Source organism: Empedobacter brevis NBRC 14943 = ATCC 43319 (assembly GCF_000382425.1).
Classification (GTDB): Bacteria; Bacteroidota; Bacteroidia; order Flavobacteriales; family Weeksellaceae; genus Empedobacter; species Empedobacter brevis.
In genome coordinates, this window is record NZ_KB908295.1 from 40,771 (window position 1) to 63,556 (window position 22,786).

At 32.3% G+C, this 22,786-nt stretch carries 26 protein-coding genes; 10 read left to right on the top strand and 16 right to left on the bottom strand.

Annotation, left to right across the window (positions count from 1 at the left end; all coding sequences use genetic code 11):
* Nucleotides 1-8 precede the first annotated feature (8 nt).
* Nucleotides 9-1,346, top strand: coding sequence for a hypothetical protein (locus tag H277_RS0108750; protein WP_026357499.1), 1,338 nt, complete (start codon nucleotides 9-11; stop codon nucleotides 1,344-1,346).
* 102 nt (nucleotides 1,347-1,448) lie between these two features.
* Here the strand turns inward: H277_RS0108750 and H277_RS0108755 are convergent, their stop codons facing one another.
* Both H277_RS0108755 and H277_RS0108760 read right to left on the bottom strand, forming a co-directional pair.
* Entirely contained in the window at nucleotides 1,449-1,826 is a 378-nt protein-coding gene (locus H277_RS0108755; protein WP_019975209.1) for a VOC family protein, read from the bottom strand.
* Nucleotides 1,827-1,830: 4 nt separating this feature from the next.
* The gene (locus H277_RS0108760; RefSeq protein WP_019975210.1) at nucleotides 1,831-2,136 is read right to left on the bottom strand and encodes a hypothetical protein; all 306 of its coding nucleotides are present in this window, start codon (nucleotides 2,134-2,136) and stop codon (nucleotides 1,831-1,833) included.
* Nucleotides 2,137-2,261: 125 nt separating this feature from the next.
* On the opposite strand from H277_RS0108760, the gene H277_RS0108765 reads away from it, so the two are divergent.
* The gene (locus H277_RS0108765) at nucleotides 2,262-2,555 is read left to right on the top strand and encodes a hypothetical protein (RefSeq protein WP_033422646.1); all 294 of its coding nucleotides are present in this window, start codon (nucleotides 2,262-2,264) and stop codon (nucleotides 2,553-2,555) included.
* 59 nt (nucleotides 2,556-2,614) lie between these two features.
* On the opposite strand, the gene H277_RS0108770 is transcribed toward H277_RS0108765, so the two are convergent.
* Together H277_RS0108770 and dnaG are read right to left on the bottom strand one after the other, a co-directional pair.
* A complete protein-coding gene (locus H277_RS0108770) occupies nucleotides 2,615-3,115 on the bottom strand; it encodes a septal ring lytic transglycosylase RlpA family protein (protein ID WP_019975212.1) in 501 nt (166 codons plus the stop codon).
* Nucleotides 3,116-3,363: 248 nt separating this feature from the next.
* The gene (gene dnaG / locus H277_RS0108775) at nucleotides 3,364-5,301 is read right to left on the bottom strand and encodes a DNA primase (protein ID WP_019975213.1); all 1,938 of its coding nucleotides are present in this window, start codon (nucleotides 5,299-5,301) and stop codon (nucleotides 3,364-3,366) included.
* Between the two features lie 164 nt (nucleotides 5,302-5,465).
* Here dnaG and H277_RS0108785 point away from each other — a divergent pair, with 164 nt between their 5' ends.
* The 3 genes from H277_RS0108785 (at nucleotide 5,466) to sucD (ending at nucleotide 8,295) form a co-directional block, all read left to right on the top strand.
* Nucleotides 5,466-6,248: an META domain-containing protein gene (locus tag H277_RS0108785; protein ID WP_081623205.1), complete on the top strand. Its 783-nt coding sequence runs from the start codon at nucleotides 5,466-5,468 to the stop codon at nucleotides 6,246-6,248.
* Between the two features lie 84 nt (nucleotides 6,249-6,332).
* Nucleotides 6,333-7,259, top strand: a complete 927-nt coding sequence (locus tag H277_RS0108790) for a UDP-3-O-(3-hydroxymyristoyl)glucosamine N-acyltransferase (protein WP_019975216.1) — start codon at nucleotides 6,333-6,335, stop codon at nucleotides 7,257-7,259.
* Between the two features lie 166 nt (nucleotides 7,260-7,425).
* Nucleotides 7,426-8,295 carry a succinate--CoA ligase subunit alpha gene (sucD, locus tag H277_RS0108795; RefSeq protein WP_019975217.1) on the top strand — a complete coding sequence of 290 codons (870 nt, stop codon included), beginning with the start codon at nucleotides 7,426-7,428 and terminating at the stop codon, nucleotides 8,293-8,295.
* A 62-nt stretch (nucleotides 8,296-8,357) separates the two neighbouring features.
* Here sucD and H277_RS0108800 read toward each other — a convergent pair whose 3' ends face one another.
* The 7 genes from H277_RS0108800 to H277_RS0108830 form a co-directional block, all read right to left on the bottom strand.
* Nucleotides 8,358-8,636 carry a hypothetical protein gene (locus H277_RS0108800; protein ID WP_051094539.1) on the bottom strand — a complete coding sequence of 93 codons (279 nt, stop codon included), beginning with the start codon at nucleotides 8,634-8,636 and terminating at the stop codon, nucleotides 8,358-8,360.
* A gap of 1 nt (nucleotide 8,637) precedes the next feature.
* A complete protein-coding gene (locus tag H277_RS0108805) occupies nucleotides 8,638-9,294 on the bottom strand; it encodes a DUF4240 domain-containing protein (protein ID WP_081623206.1) in 657 nt (218 codons plus the stop codon).
* A gap of 244 nt (nucleotides 9,295-9,538) precedes the next feature.
* Entirely contained in the window at nucleotides 9,539-10,423 is an 885-nt protein-coding gene (gene bla, locus H277_RS0108810; protein ID WP_019975220.1) for a class A beta-lactamase, subclass A2, read from the bottom strand.
* 140 nt (nucleotides 10,424-10,563) lie between these two features.
* Nucleotides 10,564-11,700 carry a glutathionylspermidine synthase family protein gene (locus tag H277_RS0108815; RefSeq protein WP_019975221.1) on the bottom strand — a complete coding sequence of 379 codons (1,137 nt, stop codon included), beginning with the start codon at nucleotides 11,698-11,700 and terminating at the stop codon, nucleotides 10,564-10,566.
* A gap of 9 nt (nucleotides 11,701-11,709) precedes the next feature.
* On the bottom strand, nucleotides 11,710-12,099 hold the full coding sequence (locus H277_RS0108820) for a hypothetical protein (protein WP_019975222.1): 390 nt from the start codon (nucleotides 12,097-12,099) through the stop codon (nucleotides 11,710-11,712).
* A gap of 8 nt (nucleotides 12,100-12,107) precedes the next feature.
* Nucleotides 12,108-12,386, bottom strand: coding sequence for a hypothetical protein (locus H277_RS0108825; RefSeq protein WP_019975223.1), 279 nt, complete (start codon nucleotides 12,384-12,386; stop codon nucleotides 12,108-12,110).
* A gap of 104 nt (nucleotides 12,387-12,490) precedes the next feature.
* Complete coding sequence (locus H277_RS0108830; RefSeq protein WP_019975224.1) at nucleotides 12,491-14,002, bottom strand: succinate CoA transferase; 1,512 nt, start codon at nucleotides 14,000-14,002, stop codon at nucleotides 12,491-12,493.
* A 196-nt stretch (nucleotides 14,003-14,198) separates the two neighbouring features.
* Between H277_RS0108830 and H277_RS0108835 the strand changes: the two genes are divergently transcribed.
* Both H277_RS0108835 and H277_RS0108840 read left to right on the top strand, forming a co-directional pair.
* Complete coding sequence (locus tag H277_RS0108835; protein ID WP_081623207.1) at nucleotides 14,199-15,020, top strand: AraC family transcriptional regulator; 822 nt, start codon at nucleotides 14,199-14,201, stop codon at nucleotides 15,018-15,020.
* A gap of 2 nt (nucleotides 15,021-15,022) precedes the next feature.
* Nucleotides 15,023-15,685: an alpha/beta fold hydrolase gene (locus H277_RS0108840; RefSeq protein ID WP_019975226.1), complete on the top strand. Its 663-nt coding sequence runs from the start codon at nucleotides 15,023-15,025 to the stop codon at nucleotides 15,683-15,685.
* A 40-nt stretch (nucleotides 15,686-15,725) separates the two neighbouring features.
* On the opposite strand, the gene truB is transcribed toward H277_RS0108840, so the two are convergent.
* The 4 genes from truB to H277_RS0108860 are packed head-to-tail and all read right to left on the bottom strand — an operon-like array spanning nucleotide 15,726 to nucleotide 18,514.
* Nucleotides 15,726-16,436 carry a tRNA pseudouridine(55) synthase TruB gene (gene truB, locus H277_RS0108845; protein ID WP_019975227.1) on the bottom strand — a complete coding sequence of 237 codons (711 nt, stop codon included), beginning with the start codon at nucleotides 16,434-16,436 and terminating at the stop codon, nucleotides 15,726-15,728.
* A 1-nt stretch (nucleotide 16,437) separates the two neighbouring features.
* On the bottom strand, nucleotides 16,438-17,319 hold the full coding sequence (locus H277_RS0108850) for an undecaprenyl-diphosphate phosphatase (RefSeq protein ID WP_019975228.1): 882 nt from the start codon (nucleotides 17,317-17,319) through the stop codon (nucleotides 16,438-16,440).
* On the bottom strand, nucleotides 17,319-17,621 hold the full coding sequence (locus H277_RS0108855) for a DUF3098 domain-containing protein (RefSeq protein WP_019975229.1): 303 nt from the start codon (nucleotides 17,619-17,621) through the stop codon (nucleotides 17,319-17,321). The genes H277_RS0108850 and H277_RS0108855 overlap by 1 nt, the downstream gene beginning before the upstream one ends.
* Nucleotides 17,621-18,514 (bottom strand): cell division protein FtsX, encoded by an 894-nt coding sequence (locus H277_RS0108860; RefSeq protein WP_019975230.1) that lies wholly within the window; start codon nucleotides 18,512-18,514, stop codon nucleotides 17,621-17,623. Before H277_RS0108860 ends, H277_RS0108855 begins: the two co-directional genes overlap by 1 nt.
* Nucleotides 18,515-18,621: 107 nt before the next feature.
* On the opposite strand from H277_RS0108860, the gene rsmA reads away from it, so the two are divergent.
* From rsmA to H277_RS0108875, 3 genes are read left to right on the top strand one after another with little or no spacing between them, the layout of a single operon-like run.
* Nucleotides 18,622-19,389, top strand: a complete 768-nt coding sequence (rsmA, locus tag H277_RS0108865) for a 16S rRNA (adenine(1518)-N(6)/adenine(1519)-N(6))-dimethyltransferase RsmA (protein ID WP_019975231.1) — start codon at nucleotides 18,622-18,624, stop codon at nucleotides 19,387-19,389.
* Between the two features lie 3 nt (nucleotides 19,390-19,392).
* Nucleotides 19,393-20,748 carry a magnesium transporter gene (gene mgtE, locus H277_RS0108870; RefSeq protein ID WP_019975232.1) on the top strand — a complete coding sequence of 452 codons (1,356 nt, stop codon included), beginning with the start codon at nucleotides 19,393-19,395 and terminating at the stop codon, nucleotides 20,746-20,748.
* Nucleotides 20,749-20,762: 14 nt separating this feature from the next.
* Nucleotides 20,763-21,215, top strand: a complete 453-nt coding sequence (locus H277_RS0108875; RefSeq protein WP_019975233.1) for a GyrI-like domain-containing protein — start codon at nucleotides 20,763-20,765, stop codon at nucleotides 21,213-21,215.
* Between the two features lie 294 nt (nucleotides 21,216-21,509).
* On the opposite strand, the gene H277_RS0108885 is transcribed toward H277_RS0108875, so the two are convergent.
* On the bottom strand, nucleotides 21,510-22,661 hold the full coding sequence (locus H277_RS0108885; protein WP_019975235.1) for a sensor histidine kinase: 1,152 nt from the start codon (nucleotides 22,659-22,661) through the stop codon (nucleotides 21,510-21,512).
* Nucleotides 22,662-22,786 lie beyond the last annotated feature (125 nt).

Here is a 22,786-nt window from a genome sequence, read left to right on the forward strand (position 1 = left end):
TAATTATTATGCAATATACATTTTCCCCAAGATTAAAAAATGCATCACTTCTCCTAATTGTGATAGGTGTTGTACTTTACGGGATAGGATTTTTCTTACATCAACAAGATGTTGCTAATTCAACTGAATATATTAACGGTTTGATTGAAGCTCACCCAACTCAATTTTTCGGTGATTATATTTCAGATTCATATGCATCAATGAATACAGATCATGCTGCACATATGGAGCATTTGACAAATTTATTGAAAAACAGACCTTGGGCAGCCTTCTATGTACCAGCTTATTTAGCTTTTGGTATTGCTGCTTCAGCATTGTTTTTCTTATGTATTCAGTTTGTCGCTAATGCAGGTTGGTCTATGGTTGTTTCTCGTGTAATGGAAGCTATCGCAACATTTTTACCAATCGCTTCTCTGCTTGTAGGTGTTATCGTTTTAGGTTCTTATTTTCATTTGAATCACTTATTTCACTGGATGGAAGCTGATTTAATTGATCCGAATAGCCCTAAATATGATATCTTTATGGCAAATAAAGCACAGCTTTGGTTAAGTCCAAACTTTTGGCTAATCCGTTGTGTTATTTATTTAGGAATATTATCATTCATGGTGTTTGTTATCAAAAATGCAACACGTAAACTAGACGAAACAAATGGAGATTTGAAAGTATATGCTCAATTATACAAAAAATCTGTAATTTACCTTGTGATTTTTGCAATTTGTTCTGCAGCTTTTGCTTGGGATTTCGTGATGTCATTAGACCCTCACTGGTTCTCTTCATTGTTTATGTGGTACGGAATGGTTTCATATTTAGTTTCTGCGGTTTCTATTATGGCAATTATTTCTATCTACTTAAAGAGAAAGAACTCGTTACCATTATTCAATGATAACCACTTACATGATTTAACAAAATACATGTTCGGATTCTCATTATTATGGTCTTATTTATGGTTCTGTCAGTTCATGTTACAATGGTACGCAAACATTCCTGAGGAAGTTCAATACTTCCAACAACGTATGGCGCAATACCCATTATATTTCTGGATGTTGATCATTAACTTAGTCGCTCCATTCTTAATCTTGATTTCATCAAGCATGAAACGTCGTTACCAAATCGTTTTTGTGATGGGATTTGTGATTATCTTTGGACATTACTGGGATTTCTACAATCAAATTATGCCAGCAGCTGTTGGACCGTTCCACAATTTCGGATTAATGGAAATTGGAGCATTAGTTGGAATCGGAGGATTATTTACGTTTATCGTAATGAATGCAGTTTCTAAATTAAACTTAGAAGCAAAAGGTCACCCTTACTTCCACGAATCAAAAATTTATGAATATCCTTTCTAAGTAGAAAGATGTTATACAATTAAAAGCTCGATGCATTGCATCGAGCTTTTTTATTTTACTTTTTAAAGTCAATATCTCTTGATAAGGATTGTTCTATAGAATTTAATGATATTGTTGAACTGCAATTCGGTTTCCTTCACTATCTTCAATTTCAGCAACAGAGAATCCATATTTTTCATTTTTTGTTTTCGGATAAAGAACTTTGCCACCTTGTTCGAGTGCTTTTTCCAAAATTTTCTCAATATCATCTGTATTAAAATAAATTATGATACCATCTTTTGACGGATTGTAAACATCTCCTTTTGCTAACGCTCCGGAAATACCTTTGCTGGAGTTATTGAACGGAAATATGCTCATTTCATAATGATCAATTATTTCATTCTTAAAATGAAAGCCAAATACATTGGTATAAAAATATTTAGCTCTCTCTAAATCATTAACCGGAATTTCAAAATAAATGACAGGATTTGTCTTTTTCATTCTCTTAGATAGTTCTACGTTTTATTTCCAAATTAACCAAGAAATGATCTACATCATCATCCATTGATAGATTGCCAACCACGTAAACCCCTTTATCTCCGTTTTGATTGTTGATGATTCCATAAACAGAAGATTCATCATCAGGATTAGACATTCCTTCATAACGGTAAATACATACAATATCAAAATCTTTTGGATTTTGTTTTAATTGTTCCTTTTCGATATTATAGTCAATTGTATAACCGTTCTCATACAGTTCTGTTAAAGCTTCACTTGTCGTTTTATAACGGTATTGGATTTTTTCTTTCATGATTTTAATAGTTTATAGATTGGTGCTCAAATATTATTCCATTAAATAGCAATCTGATACGAATAAAAAAACTTTTTGGTAAGGTTATTGTCTTAAGCACTATAAGAATTATAATGAATGAGAGTATGGAACTATCAGTATTAAAGAAAATCAATTTAATTGCAATATTTGCGCTTGCTGCTTTGTTTTTAACGTCTTGTGACGGTTCGACGACTATTTATGGGATAGAACATCAACACAGAAAGCAAAAAAAGTATAAGAAGTATCCCAAATATGATCATCACAGAAGTTTACCTCCAGGGCAACATAAGAAAGTTCATGGCGATAAATCGGCTAAAAAATATGCACCGGGACAGCAAAAAAAACATAAAAACAATTCTTACAAAAAGAAAAATCATCACAAACATTATGATGATTAAAATAAAAAAAGGATTGAACATTGTTCAATCCTTTTTCTGTTTAATATCTAAAAATTGTTTTAATCTACAACTTCCATTTCTACGTTTAATGTTCCCGCATTAGTAGAACCTATAGATGAAAACGCTGCTTTACTCAAATCCAATAATCTTGATTTTGTATGCGGACCTCTGTCGTTTATTTTAACCACAACAGATTTTCCGTTATTTGTGTTTGTTACTTTTACTTTTGTCCCGAATGGTAAAGTTTTGTGTGCGGCTGTAAAGTTATTTTTATTGTATAATTCGCCGCTTGAAGTTTTTTTTCCGTGGAATTTATCTGCATACCACGAAACAATTCCGCTTATTTTGCTCCCTGCTTTTTCTACAATTTCTGCAACAGTTGTATGATCTACTTTATTAAATTCTGTAACTTTTTTCAAAAGATTAGATTTAATATTTTTTGTATAGGTTGATACCGGTAAAGGTAACGGACTTACTGTTGAAAAGTTTGATTCTCCTTTAGCTTGTGCAAAAGGAACAATCATCAGCATGACTAATAATGTTAAAAAATTCTTTGTCATTCTTTAGTTTTTTCTGAATCTTTATCTAAAATAAGTATAATAGGATTTGTTTACACATAATCAGTTTTTTCCTAATTATTTTGATGAAATAATAGATGTATAAACCTATATATTCAGCAGTGTTAAGAAGGGGTGTTAATAATAAGTTAAAAATATAAACACTTATTAAATTTTTTAAGAATATTTAATGATTTTTGTTTAAACAACTGATTAGTAGTGTTTTAAAAATTTATTGATACCGGTTTAAATTAAATAACCCGGTTAAGATGTTGATTTAAAATATTTTTTAAACCGGTAAAATGCATAATTTGTTGAAGGACTTGGTTCGTTTCTTCTACTGTTAATTCAGGATTTTTTGTCTGTAGCATCAATTCTTTGATCATATTATCAATGTAAATGATTTTGAAACGTAGTAAGACATCAAACAGATCTTTGTGTACAAATTCTTCTTTCTTTTTGATGTTGATTCCTTGTTTAACAGTCCAATTTTCACTCAAGCTGTGTTTTTCTAACATCATTTCAGACGCAAGATTGACAATTTCAGGATTTGTAAGGCGAGAAAAATATGTTCCTGTACGTAATTCATCTTTTTCTAAACCAATTTTTACATCTTCTAAAATTGATTGATAAAGAGAATTGCTTAAACTTAATTCGTTTTCTTCAAATTGAGAAACAATTTCTTGGTTAACAGTTGTTTTATATAGTTCGTTGTTTTCATTCTTCAAATCAACCTCTAAATCACCAAATTGCATAATTAGCTTTATAATTTCATTTTCTACAGTTTGCTGAACGTTAACAACTTCTTTTGTAGAAGGAACAACAGAAATGGTAGTTTTTTTTGTTCTGGCATTATCTGTAATATGAGAGGTTGTTGTATCTCCGGTTTTCTGAAGTTGCGCTAATTCCTTGAACAAAACTTCTTCACGAATCTCCATTATTTTTGAAGTTTCAGCAATGTAAACTTCTTGTTTAATAATATTCGGAATAAGTGAAATAGACTTGACAATTTCTCGAATTAACGCTGCTTTTTTAATGGGATCATTTTTCGCTTCTTCCAAAAGAACATTTACTTTGAAACGAATAAAATCGGTTGCGTTCTCTTTAATATAAGTTTCAATTTCTGAGGTCGAATGTTTCTTCGCAAACGAATCAGGGTCTTCACCTTCTGGTAACAACAGAACTTTTACATTCATTTCTTGCTCCAAAATCATATCAATTCCACGAAAAGAAGCTTTAATTCCGGCGTTGTCACCATCATACATAACGGTGATATTTTCTGTCAACCGTTTTACCAAACGAATCTGTTCATTTGTTAAAGCTGTACCCGAACTGGCAACAACATTTTGTATGCCGGCTTGATGAAGCGATAAAACATCAGTATACCCTTCGACCAAGAAACATTGATCAGCTTTTGTGATATGTTGTTTGGCTTGAAATAATCCATAAAGTGTTTTACTTTTATGGTAGATTTTATTCTCAGGGGAATTTAAATACTTTGCAGCTTTTACATCGTTTCTTAAAATACGTCCGCCAAATCCCAATGTTCGTCCCGAAAAGCTGTAAATAGGAAAGATAACACGTTCACGAAATTTATCATATTTCTTGTTGTCTTCTTTGAATGTGGCTAAACCGGCTTCTTCAATTAATTCTTTCGAATACCCGTTTTTTAGAGCATATTCAGCTAATGCCTCCCACTGTTTAGGCGAATAACCAAGTTCAAATTTTTCAATGGTTTCTTTTGTGAAACCTCGTTCACGGAAATAGCTTAAACCAATTAAATTTCCTTCTTCTGAATTATGCAATTGCTGAACAAAGAATTTTTTTGCAAAATCAGTTAGGATGTATAAACTTTCCCTGTCTTTTTCTTCTTGTTGTTGTTCAAATGAATATTCTCGATCTTCTTCGATTTCGATGTTATAACGTTTCGCTAGCCAGCGTAAAGCTTCCGGATAGGTGAATTGTTCAACTTCCATTAAAAAAGTAACCACATTTCCTCCTCTGCCTGAAGAAAAATCTTTCCAGATTTGTTTTGCAGGGGAAACCACGAAAGAAGGTGTTTTTTCGTTTCCAAAAGGTGAAAGCCCCTTTAAACTGGAACCTGCACGTTTTAAGGTAACAAAATCTCCAATAACTTCTTCTACACGAGCTGTTTCAAAAATTATATCTATAGTTCTTTGAGAAATCAAATTGAATTATTTTAAAGAATTTAAATCAAATAAATAATTACCAAAATTAAGATAAATTATTTACATCAATTCATCTTTTCAAATCCTTTGTAGAAAACATTTCTAACAAATTAGAAAATTGGTATGATATTGGCATATCAGCTTGAAACTTGAAATTAAATTTTATGAAATCAACAATTTTAAACCTATCTTTTGCTGCAATTTTAGCAACAGGTTTTTTATCATCTTGTTCTACTGTAAGTAACGTGATCGAAAATAAAAATAATACAAATAGCAACTCTATTTTAGGAAAATGGGAGTTAAGCCAAATCAATTTTATGAAGGCAGGATCTATTTCTGAAGCTTATCCAATGGGAACTCCATACCTTAATTTTATTTCGACAAGTATGTTGAATGCTTCAGATGGTTGTAACACATTAAATGGTGGAATAACAGTTTCAGGAAATGAAATTACTTTCGGAAATTTAATGTCTACCATGAAAGCTTGTCAAAATGTAGAAGATTCTAATTTCAGCTCGAAATTAAGTGGGAAATTGAAATATGATATGCATGATGACAAATTATTATTGATTCAAGGAGATATTGTTGTGATGACATTTGTTCGTCCTGGAACACTTAGTGGTTCATGGGAATTAGAAGAGTTTATTGGAAAAGATAAAAGCGCAAAATCATTAGATGACCGTTTTCCAAACCAAAAACCAACATTAACATTCCAAAACAATGAAGTTTTTGGTAATGATGGATGTAATAACTTAACAGGGGGATATGTAGCAATAGGAAATTCATTAACAGTGAAGAATGTGGCAACAACTCGTATGGCTTGTCAAGGGGTAGATTCTAGTGCTTTTGGAGAACGTTTGAATAACGTAAACAAATATGAAATTAAAGATGGAAAATTAATTTTGTTTGCAAATAATGTTAAAACGATGGTTTTCAAAAAAAAATAATTTGATTTAGATAAATCATAAAAGCTGTCATATTTTGACAGCTTTTTTATTTTTATATTTGTATACTTTTTAAAGTAGAGAAAGATGAAATTTCCACACACACATAAATTGAAAGATATTGCATCAATTATCGATGCAAAATTTATTGGAGACGAAAATTTTCCAGTAGAAGGGATAAATGAAATTCACCGTGTAGAAGCGGGAGATATTGTTTTTGTTGATCACCCGAAATATTATGACAAAGCATTACAATCGAATGCGACAATTGTTTTAATAAACAAAGAAGTAGAATGCCCGGAAGGAAAAGCATTGTTAATTTCTGACGATCCGTTTCGTGATTTTGTGAAAATCGGTCAACACTTTTTGCCATTTCAATCTTCGAATAAACAAATCTCTGCCTCTGCTGAAATAGGAGAGGGGACAATTATTCAGCCAGGAACATTTATTGGAAATCAGGTAAAAATTGGAAAAAATTGTGTAATTCATTCTAATGTTTCGATTAATGATCATAGCATCATTGGTGATAATGTAATTATCCGTTCAGGAACTGTTTTAGGAGCAGATGCATTTTATTATAAAAATAGAGAAACCGGTTTTGATCGCTTAAAATCTGTCGGAAATGTCATCATTGAAAATAATGTTGAAATTGGAGCAAATTGTACGATTGATAGAGGAGTGTCGGCATCAACAATTATTGGAGAAGGAACAATTATGGATAATTTAATTCAGATTGGTCACGATACAATTATTGGTAAAAAATGTTTGATTGCTTCGCAGGTCGGAATTGCGGGATGTGTCAATGTAGAGGATGAAGTTTCTATATGGGGACAGGTTGGAATTACAAGCGGCGTGACAATTGGAACAAAAACTGTATTATTAGCCCAAGCAGGTGTGAGTAAAACGTTGACAGGTGGAAAAACATATTTTGGAACACCAGCAGAAGAAGCTCGTACTTTGTATAAAAAAATGGCAACCACAGAAATAATGGTTCGGGATTACCGAAAAAAATAAATTAAATACTTGAAGGAGATGGAAGCCGACCAATTGGTCGGCTTTTTTTATGATAAATATCTTATGCTTTTTTGGCTTATTTTAATAAAGAATTAGTGTATTTTTTACATTGAATATTTTTTAAAATGCAAAACTCCTTTTATATTTGTGTAAATTAAAAATCACAATGTCTGTATTAGTAAACAAAGATTCAAAAATAATCGTTCAAGGATTCACAGGGAAAGAAGGAACTTTTCATGCGGAGCAAATGATTGAATACGGAACTCAAGTAGTAGGTGGTGTAACACCGGGAAAAGGTGGACAAACTCACTTAGGATTACCAATTTTCAACACAGTTAAAGATGCTGTAGATCAGGCAGGTGCTGATGTATCTATCATCTTCGTTCCACCAGCATTTGCTGCGGACGCTGTAATGGAAGCTGCTGATGCGGGGATTAAAGTAATTATCTGTATTACGGAAGGTATTCCGGTAGAAGATATGGTAAAAGTACAAGCGTATGTAGACCAAAGAGATGTAACATTGATCGGACCAAACTGTCCTGGTGTAATTACTTCTGAGGAGGCTAAGGTTGGTATTATGCCTGGATTTATCTTCAAAAAAGGAAAAGTTGGTATTGTTTCTAAATCAGGAACATTAACTTATGAAGCTGCTGATCAGGTTGTAAAAGCTGGTTACGGAATTTCTACAGCGATTGGTATTGGTGGAGATCCAATTATTGGGACAACAACTAAAGAAGCTGTTGAATTATTTATGAATGACCCGGAAACAGAGTGTATCGTAATGATTGGTGAAATTGGTGGTCAATTAGAAGCAGAAGCTGCTCGTTGGATTAAAGCGAATGGAACTAAACCGGTTGTAGGATTTATCGCAGGTCAAACTGCACCAAAAGGTCGTACAATGGGACATGCCGGAGCAATCGTAGGTGGAGCTGAAGATACAGCGCAAGCTAAAATGGCAATTATGGAAGAATGTGGTATCCACGTTGTTTCTTCTCCTGCTGATATCGGAGCAACAGTTGCGAAAGTTTTAGGATAAGAAAATTCTTAATCGAAATAGTAAAGGAACTCAAATTGAGTTCCTTTTTTTATGGTATAGAATTATTTAAACCAATGTTGATTCATTTCTGTTAAGAAGATTGGATCACCAATAGGAAAACTATTATCAATAATGGAATCAATTCCACCTTCTGGATAAACGGCAGTTTGATCTTTTCCATCTACTTCTTCAAAAAAATCTATAATTTCATCTGTAGAGAAGATTTGTTCACAACAAAAACAGGCAGAGAACTTACTGTTTTGTATTTTTGATTTATTAAATATAGATTGTTTATGGGCGTAATTTAGAAATTCAATAGAATATTTATTTTCTTGTTTCATTTCACAAAAACTCATCATCATCAAAATCATCTTCCGTTTCGTCATCATCGGGAGAATAATCTTCGATAAAAACTTTGAATAAGCGCGGACAAATAATTTGCAGACTAATTAAATTTTCATCATCCCAGTCGAATTCAGGTTTTGGAGATTTTTCAGTGAAAAAATGGAAACATTCTTTGTCTACAAAATCAATGATTTTATGATCAAACTTATCATAAAAAACAAGATCTGCAATGAAATGGAAATTTTCAAATTCATACAAATCATCTTCGTTGAAACCTTCGTTAAAATAATCAGCTAAATTATCCGGATTAAGAATTGCTTTTTCAAATAATTCTTGGCCTTGCGAAATAATCCAATTCTTAAAATAGAAAAAATGAATAGGATCTGTGTCATCATTCATAATGCAGGCTGCACACCAAATTTCTGATGAGTGCAGCGAATACGAATAAAATTCTAATCGTAATTGAAAACCAATAATATCTTCAGCTGTTAGATTTTCAAGTTCTTGGCTCAATGCTTTTTCCTGATCATGTAGATTATTCGCAGTTAGCAAAGAATTCTCTATAATTTGCCAAAACAAATCTTCCTCAAGCATGCGTGAAATACGCTCAGAGGGAAGAGTCGAAGAGTTAAACAAATCATCTAAAAAACTCATATTTCTACTTTTTAGTTTTTAATTAGTTGGTGTTTGATTTGATAAAATATTTATAACGTTTTATTTTTTAAACCTTTAATTCATAAAACATTTTAACGAAATCTTTTTATAATTTATAAATAAAATACGATGAAACCTACCTATTTTTAAATTATTTACAATTTTTTAAGCTAAATATTTGATTTTGTTTAAACTAAAAAGGTCTAATTCTTTTTTTAATTAGACTTTAAATACTTTGAATGAATTATTTGTTGTAATAATTCCAAACGGCTTTTGTAATATCAGCCATCACTTTTTCAGTTTCAGCTCTTTCTTCTGTTATATTTTTTAAATAGATAGATAAAATAATTCGTTTACCATCAACAAGTTTAATTATACCAATATCATTCATAGCTACTCTTAGATTTTGACTATTGGTATCACTAATTCCAGTTCTGTGAGCCAATTCTGTATTTGCAGGCAATCCTGCTTTCATCCAAGTTGAACCTCTCGAAGTTTCTACCATAAGTTGATATAAATAAGTTGTAGAATTTTTTTTGAGAACTTTATTGGTATAAAATTTCTCAAGTAATTTTGCTGTAGCATTTGCAGAAGTAGTATTGATATATAAATTATCCCAATTTTGCATTTCTTGCTCGTTTACTTTTATAACAAAATCTTTTACTTCTTGTTTATGAATAAAATTTTGAACAATTTTAGTTCCTCCAATAATCTTTAAAAGTATATCGCAGCCATTGTTATCACTGTGAGAAACGGTATACCTTAAAAGTTGGTCAAGTGTTAGATACATATTTCCTTCGGGAAAATCATCTAAAATAGGACTCCAAGTATTTGGTAATAAATCTCTTTTTTTGATGAAAAACTTTTGATCCAGTTGTAGTTTGTTTTGATCGACTTCATGTAAAACAGTTAATGCAATATGAAATTTAAATATACTCATCATTGGCATCATTTGATTTCCGTTGATACTTAAGGAGTCTTTATTTTCAATATTTTTTAAAGAAATTCCAGCTGTTAAATTTTTTGAAGAAATAATTTGATTGATTTCTGTTCTTAAACGTTCAATTGATTGAGCTTTTAAACAGAAGTTTGAAAGGATAAATAGTAAAGAAAAAAATAATTTGTTCATATTAGTGGTTAAATTTTGAACCAAATTAGTTAATTATTTGAATCTGTTCAAATTAAAAAAGTCTAATTCGAGGTGGAATTAGACTTTTAATATTTCTAGTTGTAATTTTCTAAAACTATTTTTGTTTTCGATAATATTTTTTACTCAATAATATGCGGAACAAAACGACTTTTATCGGTTGTAATAAATTGGTCACTTTCGCGAACTGTAATCCCACACGATTCTTGTCCAATAATCCAACTTCCGATAATTGTATAACCCGTTTCTTCGTGATGTAAATTTGCCAAAGCTTGGTAAATAAAACCTTCATCGCCGTATTCGCCTAAAGTTTGTTCCGATACATTTCCGCCTTTTATTACGTCAATATTTGCCCCTTCGCGCGATAATAACGGTTTCTTCACGTAGTTTTTCATTTCTTTCGGCGATTCAAAATGAGCTTCTAGCAGGAGCGGATGATCTGGATACAATTCCCATAAAACAGGTAAAATTGCTTTGTTCGAAAGAATCATCTTCCAAGCAGGTTCTATCCAATTTGCATTCAATTCATCATTTTTGACGTTGTATGCAAACAGTTCATTCACGAGCCATTCCCATGGATACAGCTTGAAAATATCTGTAATTGGTTCTTCTTCTAAATCGACAAAATTAACATTGTTCCAACCGATTTCATCGATGTAAATTAGTTTGGTATTGATGCCGGCTTGTATCGCACAATCTCTGATATATTCAATATTTGTCAAATCTTCCAACGATTCCCTTACGCAAGAAAAATGCAAAGTTTCTCCTTTCAAATAAGGTTTTAGCATTTTCCATGTTTCAATCATTTTATCATGAACCGAATTGAATTGGTCTTTTGTTTCTCCAAAATAGTTTTCCATCCAAAGCCATTGTACAACACCACATTCAAATAATGAAGTTGGTGTATCCGCATTGAATTCTAATAGCTTTAATTGACCACTGTTGTAGGCAAAATCGAAACGACCGTAAATGCTTGGTGCATCATTTTCCCATGTATCAATTAAATAGGGTTGGATAAATTTGGGGATTTTAAATTCGTCCAAACGGTTATTTTGAATCACATGTTCTACGGCATTCAGGCACATTTCCCATAATTCGTTGGTTGCTTCAAAAATTTGATCAGCTTCTTTTTCAGAAATTGAATAATAATAATCTTCGACCCAATAGGTTTGTTTATTTTCGTCCGTATGATAACCAAAGCCGATGTTTTCTAGTCTTTCTTGCCAGTTTTCGTCCGCTTTTATTTTTTTTAATTGCATAAAATTAATTTAAGATGAAACTGAACGAGATGAAGCAGATTTTCCAAACCCACCACGAATAGTTTGACTTTTATAGGCTTGTGCTTTTGCTGTATTTGTGCCAACATTTGACTGTTGATGTAACCCGGGACTTGCATAGCCCATTCCACCTCCGGTTAAACTACGAAATGCCATAAACCAAAGTAACGAACTTCCCATACCTCCATGATGTGAGCCTCCTGAGTTTGAAGCATAATTTGAAGAAACATCGGTATAAGGAGCAGTGGAATCTGCCCGCATATAGACTTTCTGTGCATTGTTTGTAACAGGAGCTTCCTCACGATTCATACACGAACTTAAAACCGAAGAAATCAATACTAAAGTCACTACTTTACTTGCTCTTTTTTCTTTTTTGTTCATTTTTTCAATTATTGTATCGTTACGTAAATAGGAATTTTTGTAGAATCAGTAGGAGTATATTGTTTGTGTGTAATTAACGTATCTACTTTTTCGGCAATCATCAAATCGTTTGACCAAATTTTTTGTTTGGTAATATGTAAAACAGAATCGCCAACAGTTTCAGTTGTTAAGACAACTTCGCGGGCCGATTTTTTATCAATCTGTTCTAAATTTTGATTTTCATTTTGATTAGATTGACAAGCAAAAAATGTTGTCAATGCAACAGCTAGGAATACTATTTTTTTCATGTTTTTTAGACTTCGAACAAAGTTACATTATTTCATAAAAAAAGCACAATCCGAAATTTTCGAATTATGCTTTAAAAAAGTATAGTTTTTATGATTTATTATTTCTAATTATTCAAAACGAAAAATTCCTCTTTTTTCATAGAACCTGTTTGTTTCAATCTTGTATGCCAAGAGAATGCTTCTTCCAAGATATGTGGTGTTTGGCCACCTCTTTCAGCACAAGCTCTTTCAAAATAAGACAATAATTCAGCTTTATAATCAGGGTGAACACAATTGTTGATGATCTCGATTGCTCTTTCACGAGGGGCTAAACCTCTCAAATCAGCTAAACCTTGCTCTGTTACAATAATATCGACATCATGTTCTGTATGGTCTGTGTGAGAAACCATAGGAACAATAGAAGAGATGTTTCCACCTTTTGCGATAGAAGCAGTCACAAAGATTGAGATAAACGCGTTACGTGCAAAATCTCCGGAACCTCCGATTCCATTCATCATATGTGTTCCTGAAACATGAGTTGAATTTACGTTTCCGTAAATATCACATTCTAAAGAGGTATTAATTCCGATAATTCCCAAACGACGAATAACTTCGGCAGAGTTAGAGATAGATTGTGGGCGCAAAAGGATTTTACCTTTATAATTGTCGATGTTTCCAATTACGCGATTATAACATTCTTGAGAAACTGTCATTGAAGATGCCGAAGCAAATTTCATTTTTCCAGAATCAATTAAATCAAAAGTAGAGTCTTGTAACACTTCTGAATACATGACCAAATTTTCAAAATCAGAATGTTCTAAACCACCTAAAACAGCGTTTGCTACTTTACCAATTCCACATTGCAACGGCATTAAAGATTTTGTTAAACGACCATCTTCAACTTCTTTTTCAAAGAATTTTACAATGTTATGTGCAATAGCAGCAGTCGCTTCGTCAGCCGGCTGAATGTCTCCGGGAGCATCTTGAATATTATGGAATACAATCGCAACAATTTTTGAAGGATCTACTTTTATTGTTTCTGCACCAATTTTAGTATCACAAGCTGTGATATTGATTGGTGTACGTTTTCCATATTCTTCTACACTATAAATATCGTGAATACCTTTGATAGTTGTAGGGATTGAAGTGTTAATTTCCAGAATTAATTTATCTGCGTTTGCAGCAATTTCAGCATTATTTCCGATTGAAGTTGTTGGAACCAAAGAACCATCTTCTAAAATTTCGGCAATTTCTAAAACACCTAAATTAATTTTAAATTGACCATCTAAAATATGTTCAGCTGTTTCGCCTAAGTGTTGATCTATAAATAATAGGTTTCCTGTATTAATGTTTTTACGCATTACAGTATCAACTTGAAAAGGTAAACGTTTCTTTAACGCTCCGCTTTCTACTAATGCAGCATCAGTACCATGTCCTAATGAAGCGCCTGTAACTAAGGTGATTTTTAAATTTTCAGATTTGGCACGCTCCGCAACAGCTTTTAATACAACTTTTGTATCGCCTCCTCTGGTAAAACCACTAGAACCTACAGTCATTCCATCTTCAAAAAATTTGGCAGATTCTTCTGCCGTCATTACTTTTGACTGTAAGTCGACTAATTTTATTCTTTCCAACATAATGCAACTTTTACTTTCTAATACTATTCAATAAATTATTCCTGTATGAGTAGAGGGAATTACAAATATTGGATTATTTAACAAAAAGTTAATATCAAAAAAAGTCAAATATTTATTCATTTAAGACAGTTTTATTTGTGTACATCGTACATTATACAAAATAAATTATTATATTAGTTGACAGATTAAAGAAGCTATGAATATACATTTGGATAATAAGTTCGAGACACGATATTACTTAACCGAGATAGATAAAATACCTACTTCAATTTTCTGTTATCACAAGGAAATTTCAGAGGCATACGTGATAGAACATAAACATAACAAAGCTCAATTTCTTTATTGTGAGGGCGGAATAGTGTATGTTAAAATAGGAAAAGACACTTTTTATTTACCTGCAAGACATTATATGTGGATACCTCCAAATTTGGAACATAGTATACACCCAAATACACCAGAGGTTGTAATGAGAAATTTATATTTCCCTATTAATGACAGTGATAATTCATTTTACAAAAAAGTAGGAATTTATCCGGCAGATGGTTTATTATTAGAGCTTTTATTGTTTTCAAATCAATGGAAAGGAGACATAACTCCGGAAAATAGAAGTGAATTTGTGATTGCTCAAGCATTCAAAGAAATTTTACCTAAGGTAAGTAAAAGTAGTTTACGATTAGCACTACCTCTTCCTCATGATGAACGATTGAAAAAAATTGTTCAATTTTTAGATGACAATATGGATTCATCAATCACAATGAAGAAAATTACAGCAGAGTTTGGCTTTTCTGAACGTTCATTGTCACGATTATTTCAAAAAGATTTGAACATGACATTTGTACAATATTTTACAGTTTTGAGAATGTTACGTGCACTACAATTATTAATAGACAATACATATTCTATCAGTGAAATCTCTAACATGGTTGGCTATAACAGCTTGCCAACATTTAGTAATACTTTCCAAAAAGTGATTGGCGTTCGTCCAACAGACTATTCGAAGAAAAAAAATATACTATAGGTATGAAAATTTATCAAGTAAGTGGATTAGGAGCAAATGCAAATGCTTTTAGAAATCTGCGCTTGGAACAAGGTTTTGAGCAGGTCTATATTCCTTGGTTAGATCCGGAGAGAAATGAAACCCTGGCTCATTATACCGAAAGATTAGTAGATAAAATAGATCCCACAGAAGATTTTCTTTTGATGGGATTATCTTTTGGTGGAATAATTGTACAGGAAATGAATCGTTTTGTCGATCCCAAGCATACATTTCTTATTTCTACTGTAAAAAATAGAGCTGAAATGCCAAAACTTTTTAGGTTTTCTGCCTCTGTTAATGCCCATAAAATGATTCCGATGAGTTTTTTAACTTCTGACCGTACTTTTTCGTACATGATGATGAGAAGATTGTATTATACAAATCGTGAGAAAGATAGTATTGATGATATTTTTGAATTTAAAAATGCGGAATATCTCCGCTGGTCCATTCACAAGATTGTAAATTGGGAACATTCTGCTGCTTATCATGAAGAAAATTTAACACATATTCATGGGACAAAAGATATTGTTTTTCCAATTGAATACATTAAAAACGCCATAAAAATAGAAGGAGGAACGCATATTATGGTAATGCAAAAGCCAAAACAAGTGAGCGAAGAAATAAATAAAGTATTGAGAAAACTATAAAGATAAAAGCTTGAACATTTGTTCAAGCTTTTATCTTTAATTATAATTCTTCTAATTTGTTTTCTTCTTCAAAATAATTTCTTTCAAAAGCTAAATTTTCAGCATCAATGACATCAAAGTTTCCAATTTTTGTACGGCGAAGTGCAGTTAAATAACCTCCGGAGTTTACGGCTTTTCCAAAATCATAAGCCAAAGAACGAATATAAGTTCCTTTACTGCAATTGACTTCGAAATCAACAAAAGGCAAATTTATTTTTGTGATTTTGAAATCGTGGATTGTAATTCTACGTGCCTTTCGTTCTATTTCTTGACCATCACGTGCTAATTCATACAAACGCTTTCCATCTACTTTTATGGCAGAATGCATAGGAGGAAATTGGTCTATTTCTCCAATAAATTGGTTTGTAGCTTCTTGTATAATTTCTTCTGTCAAATGTGCTGTTGGAAAAGTTTGATCTTCCTCAGATTCTAAATCATACGTTGGTGTTGTAACACCTAATTTAATTGTTCCTGTATACGTTTTTTCCTGCGCCTGAAATTCATCAATTCGCTTTGTCCATTTTCCGGTACAAACCAATAACAAACCGGTTGCTTTAGGATCTAAAGTCCCTGCATGTCCAACTTTTATTTTCTTTAAATCATATGCTTTTCTGATGTTCCAACGAATCTTATTCACCACATCAAAGGAGGTCCAGTCAAGAGGCTTATCAATCAAAAAAACATGACCTTCTTGTATTTTTTCTACATTCATTTTATTTGTGCTGAATCATGGTAGTTTCTACTGAAGAAGCATTGTCTTTTTCTGTTTGAGATGGATTGTTCCAAAAATAAAACAATAAGATAATTCCAATGATAATTCTGTACCAACCCCAAAATTTGAATCCGTATTTAGTCAATACAGCAATAAAAGTTTTAACAGCGATTAAGGCCACAATAAAAGCCACAACATTTCCAATGATAAATAAAGTAATATGATGTTGATCTTGTAAAATCATTTCGTAACCTTTCATTGGATTGCCGGTAGTTTCTCCCCAGGTTTTTACAAAAATTGAATATACTGTAACAGCCAACATGGTAGGAACCGCTAAAAAGAAAGAAAACTCTGCAGCGGCTTTACGTGTTAATCCTTGTGTCATACCTCCAATGATTGAGGCTGCGGAACGAGATGTACCAGGCATCATAGCCAAACATTGCCAAAAGCCAATAATAACAGCTTTTTTTAAGGTGATTTCTTTTTCGTCATCAATTTTTGGGTTTTTAAACCATTTGTCTACAAATAATAAAATGATTCCACCAAAAACCAACATTCCGGAAATGGCCACTTGATTTCCTAATACCGCTTCAATTTTATCATCAAATAATTTTCCTAAAATAAGAGCAGGTACAACAGCACAAGCTAATTTGATATAAAAATTGAAATTGAAATTTTTGAAGTCAAAGAATTTTTTCCAATATAAAACGACGATTGACAAAATGGCTCCAAATTGAATAGAAACCTGAAACATTTTTAAAAACTCGCTTTCCGGCATTCCCATCAACGCAGCTGTGAATCCCATGTGAGCAGTGGAAGATATTGGCAAATATTCTGTAAGACCTTCTATAATAGCAATGATAATTGCTTGTAAAGTGTTCATTATTTTTCTTTATTCGGATTGATTAAAATGGCATAAACTTCGATGATGAAACCAACGACAACTAAAAATGGAGCTAATCGAATTCTGCGAAATGAATAAATTTCTTCATTCCAATAATTTGCGTCCCAAGTCCCATCCGGTCTTGTGTTAGCATCGTGTCCTGTCATCAATAGAAATCCAAGACCGATTAAGGCAACACCAATTGCCATGAAAATGTAATTTCTTTTTCCGAATAAAAAAGTAAAACCAGCATCATTTGTAGATGCTGATTTTTTTGTTGTATCGATTGTGTTTGATTTCATTAGTAAAGTTGATCAGTTTTTAATCTTAAATAACGCCATGCAGCAAATAATGTACTGAATACTGCAATGATAACTCCAATTCCGATAAGAACAAGAATTAACGGAGTAAAGTTAGGATTCCAAAGTACTAAGCCTACTTTTGTTGCTAAAATATACCATAGAAAACCTAAGCCGATTACTGCAACAAAAGCCGCGAAGAAACCTAAAATAGCGGCTTCTATCAAGAAAGGTTTTACAATAAAACGTCTGCGTGCACCAACTAATTGCATTGTTTTGATGCTGAAACGTTTTGCATAAATTTTCAATCGGATCGAGTTGTTGATTAAGACCACAACAATAACCAGGAAGATAACGGCAAATATCATGATCCAGAATGTAATTTTATTAATGCTGTGGTAAATCGTTACCATTGCTTCTTTATCACTCTTTACTTCATCTATAATTTGATTTTTAGCCAATACCTTATTAATGGAATCAATCTGTTCAACTGATTGAATTAATGCAGGATTCAAGGTAATTTGAACTGAAGCAGGGAAGATGCTTTCTTCGAAGAAATCACTTCCATCTGTTCCTAAATCCTTTTTTGCAATTTTAGCGGCATCCTCTTTGCTGATATACTGTGTCGCTTCAACAAAAGGATATTTAACTTTCAACGAATCGATATAAGATTTTTGTAAATCAAGTTCCTTATCTTTTAATTTTGGATCTTCGACATCTTTAAAATATGCCTCGATTTTTAATTCTCTTTTTAGATGTTCTGCGTAACTTTGTGCATTAATGACAATTAAGCCGAAAATACCTAATAGAAATAAAACAAGCGAAATACTAATCACAACAGTGATATTTGAAGATCGCAGTCTTTTTTTCTCAAATTTATCGTTCGTTTTTGACATTTGGGTTAATTTTGGGGCTAAGATAAAAAAAACTTATTTCGCAAGAAAGATATTCCAATATATATTCTACGGTAAGTTGGTTAAAGAAAACTTAAAATTTAGAATTTTTGAAAGTAAAAGCTAAAAAACATTTAGGTCAGCATTTTTTAAATGATGAAAATATTGCACGAGACATTGCCGAAGGTTTAACTTGGCAAGGATATGAACGTGTATTAGAGATTGGGCCGGGAATGGGCGTGTTGACAAAATATATTTTACAAGCGAAGAAAAATATAGAAGTTGTAGAAATTGACACAGAATCGGTCGAATATTTGAAAGAGTATTATCAACCATTTTACCCGGGATTTAAAATACACTCCGAAGATTTTTTAAAAATGGATTTTGCCTCAAAGTTTGATGAGCAAATTGCTATTTTAGGGAATTTTCCGTATAATATATCGTCACAGATTATTTTTAAAGCGTTAGAGGAACGTTACAATGTTCCTGAAGTATGTGGAATGTTTCAAAAAGAAGTTGCCGAACGAATTGCTTCTAAAAAAGGAACAAAAGACTATGGTATACTTTCTGTATTAGCACAGGCATATTATCATTGTGAGTATTTGTTTACAGTTCCGGAACATGTTTTTACACCACCACCAAAAGTAAAATCAGGGGTGATTATTATGAAACGTTACCGAACAGAAATTGAAGGAGTTGAACAAAAAAGATTTTTTCAAGTGGTAAAAGCCGGTTTTGGACAAAGAAGAAAAACACTTCGTAATTCATTGAAAGCTTTGGGAATTCCTGAAGATTTGAATGGCCACGAGTTTTTGAATATGCGTGCAGAACAGTTATCTGTAGAAGATTTTATTGAACTAACGAAAAGAATGAAGTAGATTATGGAGGTAAAAATTACAAAAGATTTTATTGAACTTTTAACGGAAAGAATAAACGAACAAAATGCAAAAGAGGTAAAGGAAATGTTGCAAGATTTGCACCCTGCCGATATTGCCGAATTGTTTGATGAACTTTCGACCAGGGAGCAATCTTTTGTAATTGATTTACTTGATAATGAAATTTCAGCAGACATTCTTCTTGAATTGGAAGAGGATGACCGTCGTAAATTTCTGAAAACACTTACAGCGAAGGAAATTGCGGAGGATGTCATTAACGAGATGGACACGGATGATGCCGTAGATGTCATCAATGAGCTTTCAGACGAGAAAAAAGACCAGGTAATTGCGCAATTAGAAGATCAGGAACATGCCAGAGAAATTGTAGATCTTTTACGTTACGATGAAGATACGGCCGGTGGTTTGATGGGAAAAGAGCTGATTAAAGTGAACAAAGATTGGTCCGTGATTACAGCCGTTAAACAAATGCGTAAACAAGCGGAAGATTTTGAAGAAGTTTTTTCGATTTATGTTGTCGATGAAGAGGATAAATTGCTTGGAACGCTGAGTTTGAAACGATTATTGACAACTTCAGCCAATACTAAAGTAGCGGACGTTTACAACGATAAAATTCAATATGTCAAGACCTATACAAAAGATATGGAAGTGGCGAAAGTGATTGAAAAATATGATTTGTATGAGGTACCTGTAGTAGACGAATTAATGCGTTTGGTCGGAGTGATTACAGTGGATGATGTCATTGATGTGATTCGAGAAGAAGCTGAAGAAAATTACCAATTGGCTGCCGGGATTACGCAAAATGTGGATTCAGATGATAGTATTTTGAAATTGACAAGGGCTCGGTTACCTTGGCTTTTATTAGCTTTGGTAGGAAGTTTTGTTGCGGTAAATGTTTCACAAAGTTTTAGTGATGCAATGAATTTATATCCGCAATTATTCTTTTTTACACCGCTCGTAGCTGCGATGGCGGGTAATGTTGGGGTACAATCATCTGCTATTATTGTACAAGGTTTGGCAAATAGTAACATCACAGGATCTATTTGGAAAAGATTAGGAAAGGAAATGTTATTGGCTTTGCTTAACAGTACATTATTAGCGTTGGTTTTGTTATTGGCAACACATTTTTTAATGAGTACAAGTTATGAGATTTCTTCAACTATTGTCTTGGCTTTGGTTATTGTCATGATTTTAGCTAGTTTGATCGGAACATTTATCCCCATTATGTTACATAAATATGGTGTCGATCCGGCAATTGCTACAGGACCATTTATTACAACAAGTAATGATATCTTCGGATTGTTGATTTATTTCTCAATCGCAAAAATGATTCTAGGATTTTAAAAAGAACAATATAGATGAATACATTAAAAATTATAGGCATTACTACGCAGACATCTAACAATAATGGTCAAGCAATTAAAGATTTAGGAGAGTTGTGGCGTCGATTTTTTGGTGAGAATTTAATTGCTAAGATTCCGAATGCAATTAGTTCTAATATTTATGCTGTTTACACTGATTATGAAAGTGATTTTACAGGAAAATATACGACTATAATTGGTTTAGAAGTTGCTTCGTTGGATGAAATTCCACAAGGAATGGTAGGAAGAGAATTTCAACCGCAAACATTCAAAAAATACATTGCCAAAGGAGAATTACATGAAGCAGTAGGGAAGACGTGGACAGAAATTTGGAATGATGATATAAATCTAAATCGTACCTATAATTATGATTATGAATTGTACACCGATAAAGCACAAAATCCTATGGATGCCGAAATTGAGATTTATATTGGAGTGAAGGGGGGATAAAATATATTTTTACTAAAATGAAAAATATCTGTAAGTTGAATAATTTACATTCATTATTATCAAGATAAATTCATGTTCGAAAATGGGATTATTCCTCAAGAAAAAATAGTATTGAAAATTAATTTGTCAAAGAAAGATCAGATTAAAAATGTTTCTTATTCTGAATTTGATAATAAAGATCTTGTTTTAGTCTTTTCTAAAATATTAAACAATACGAAAGAGGATTTGAACAACTACAATATTTCACTTTCAATGAAATCAAATGATTTTTATCTTTCAATTTATTAGCATTAACTATTTCCTCAACAAAATCTTAAACTCAGTTCCTGTTTCTTTGGATGATTTGGCAACAAATATTTTTCCTTTGTGATATTCTTCAATAATACGTTTAGCCAATGATAAACCTAATCCCCAACCACGTTTTTTGGTTGTAAATCCGGGTTCGAAGATCTTTTTTTGTAATTTAGTTGGAATTCCGGATCCCGTATCTGTCATAGAGATTTCAACAAACTTATTCGTTGTTGTAATGACAATATCTAACACCCCTTTATTTTGCATAGCATCAGCAGCATTTTTCATGAGATTTTCGATGACCCAACTGTACAAGGAAGCGTTGAGGTTGATGTTGAATTCTTCGACATCGGCTTTAAAATTCACTTCAATTCCTTTTGAAATTCGTTGCGAAATATAATTTATAGTATGTCTCGATGTCACAATTAAATCTGTTTGATTTAATTCGGAAGTAGAGCCAATTTTAGAAAAACGTTCGGCAATATGTTTCAGTCGGTCAACATCTTTTTCAATTTCGACAACAGAAGTTTGATCAATATCTTCTAATTTTAATAATTCGATCCAACCCATTAAGGATGAGAGTGGAGTCCCAATTTGATGAGCAGTCTCCTTTGCCATACCTGCCCACAAATAACTTTTTTCTGTGTCGCGAATCGTTTTGAAATACCAATATGAAAAGCCGAAAAATAAAAGGATGAGTAAAATAATAATAAGCGGGTAATATTGCAGCTGATTTAATAATGTAGAGTTTTTGAAATAGACATAATTTTTAGTTCCAATCAGTTCAACTTCTATGCTCTGTTCTGTTGTTTTCATTTTGTTGACATACTTTTTCAATTGAGCAGAATCTTTTACAATCGATTCGTCAATATTTTTAGTATCTGCAATAGTTCCTTTTTCATCGACAAGAGCCACCGGAATAGATTTGTTGTCTTCAATTAATTTGAATAAAAAATCTTGCGTCTTAGAGTCCAAAAATTCTGATGAGCTAATCAACTCCAACGATTTTGCATAATTCTCTACGCGCTTGTGTTCTTCACGTTTTAGTTCTTGTACAATTTTGTTACTCGACCACAATGTAATGGCAAAAATTACGAAAATTATAAAGAAGCCAATCCAGCGTTTATTTATTTTTTTTGTTAGAAAATTTCTCATCTAAATGTAAAATCTTTCTTAAATTTATATCAAATGTAATCATTATTTGACTATAATATATTTTTATGGCGAGATAAGATAAATATGATGAAAGTAATTTTTTTTAAAGCCCTAAATAGTTTATT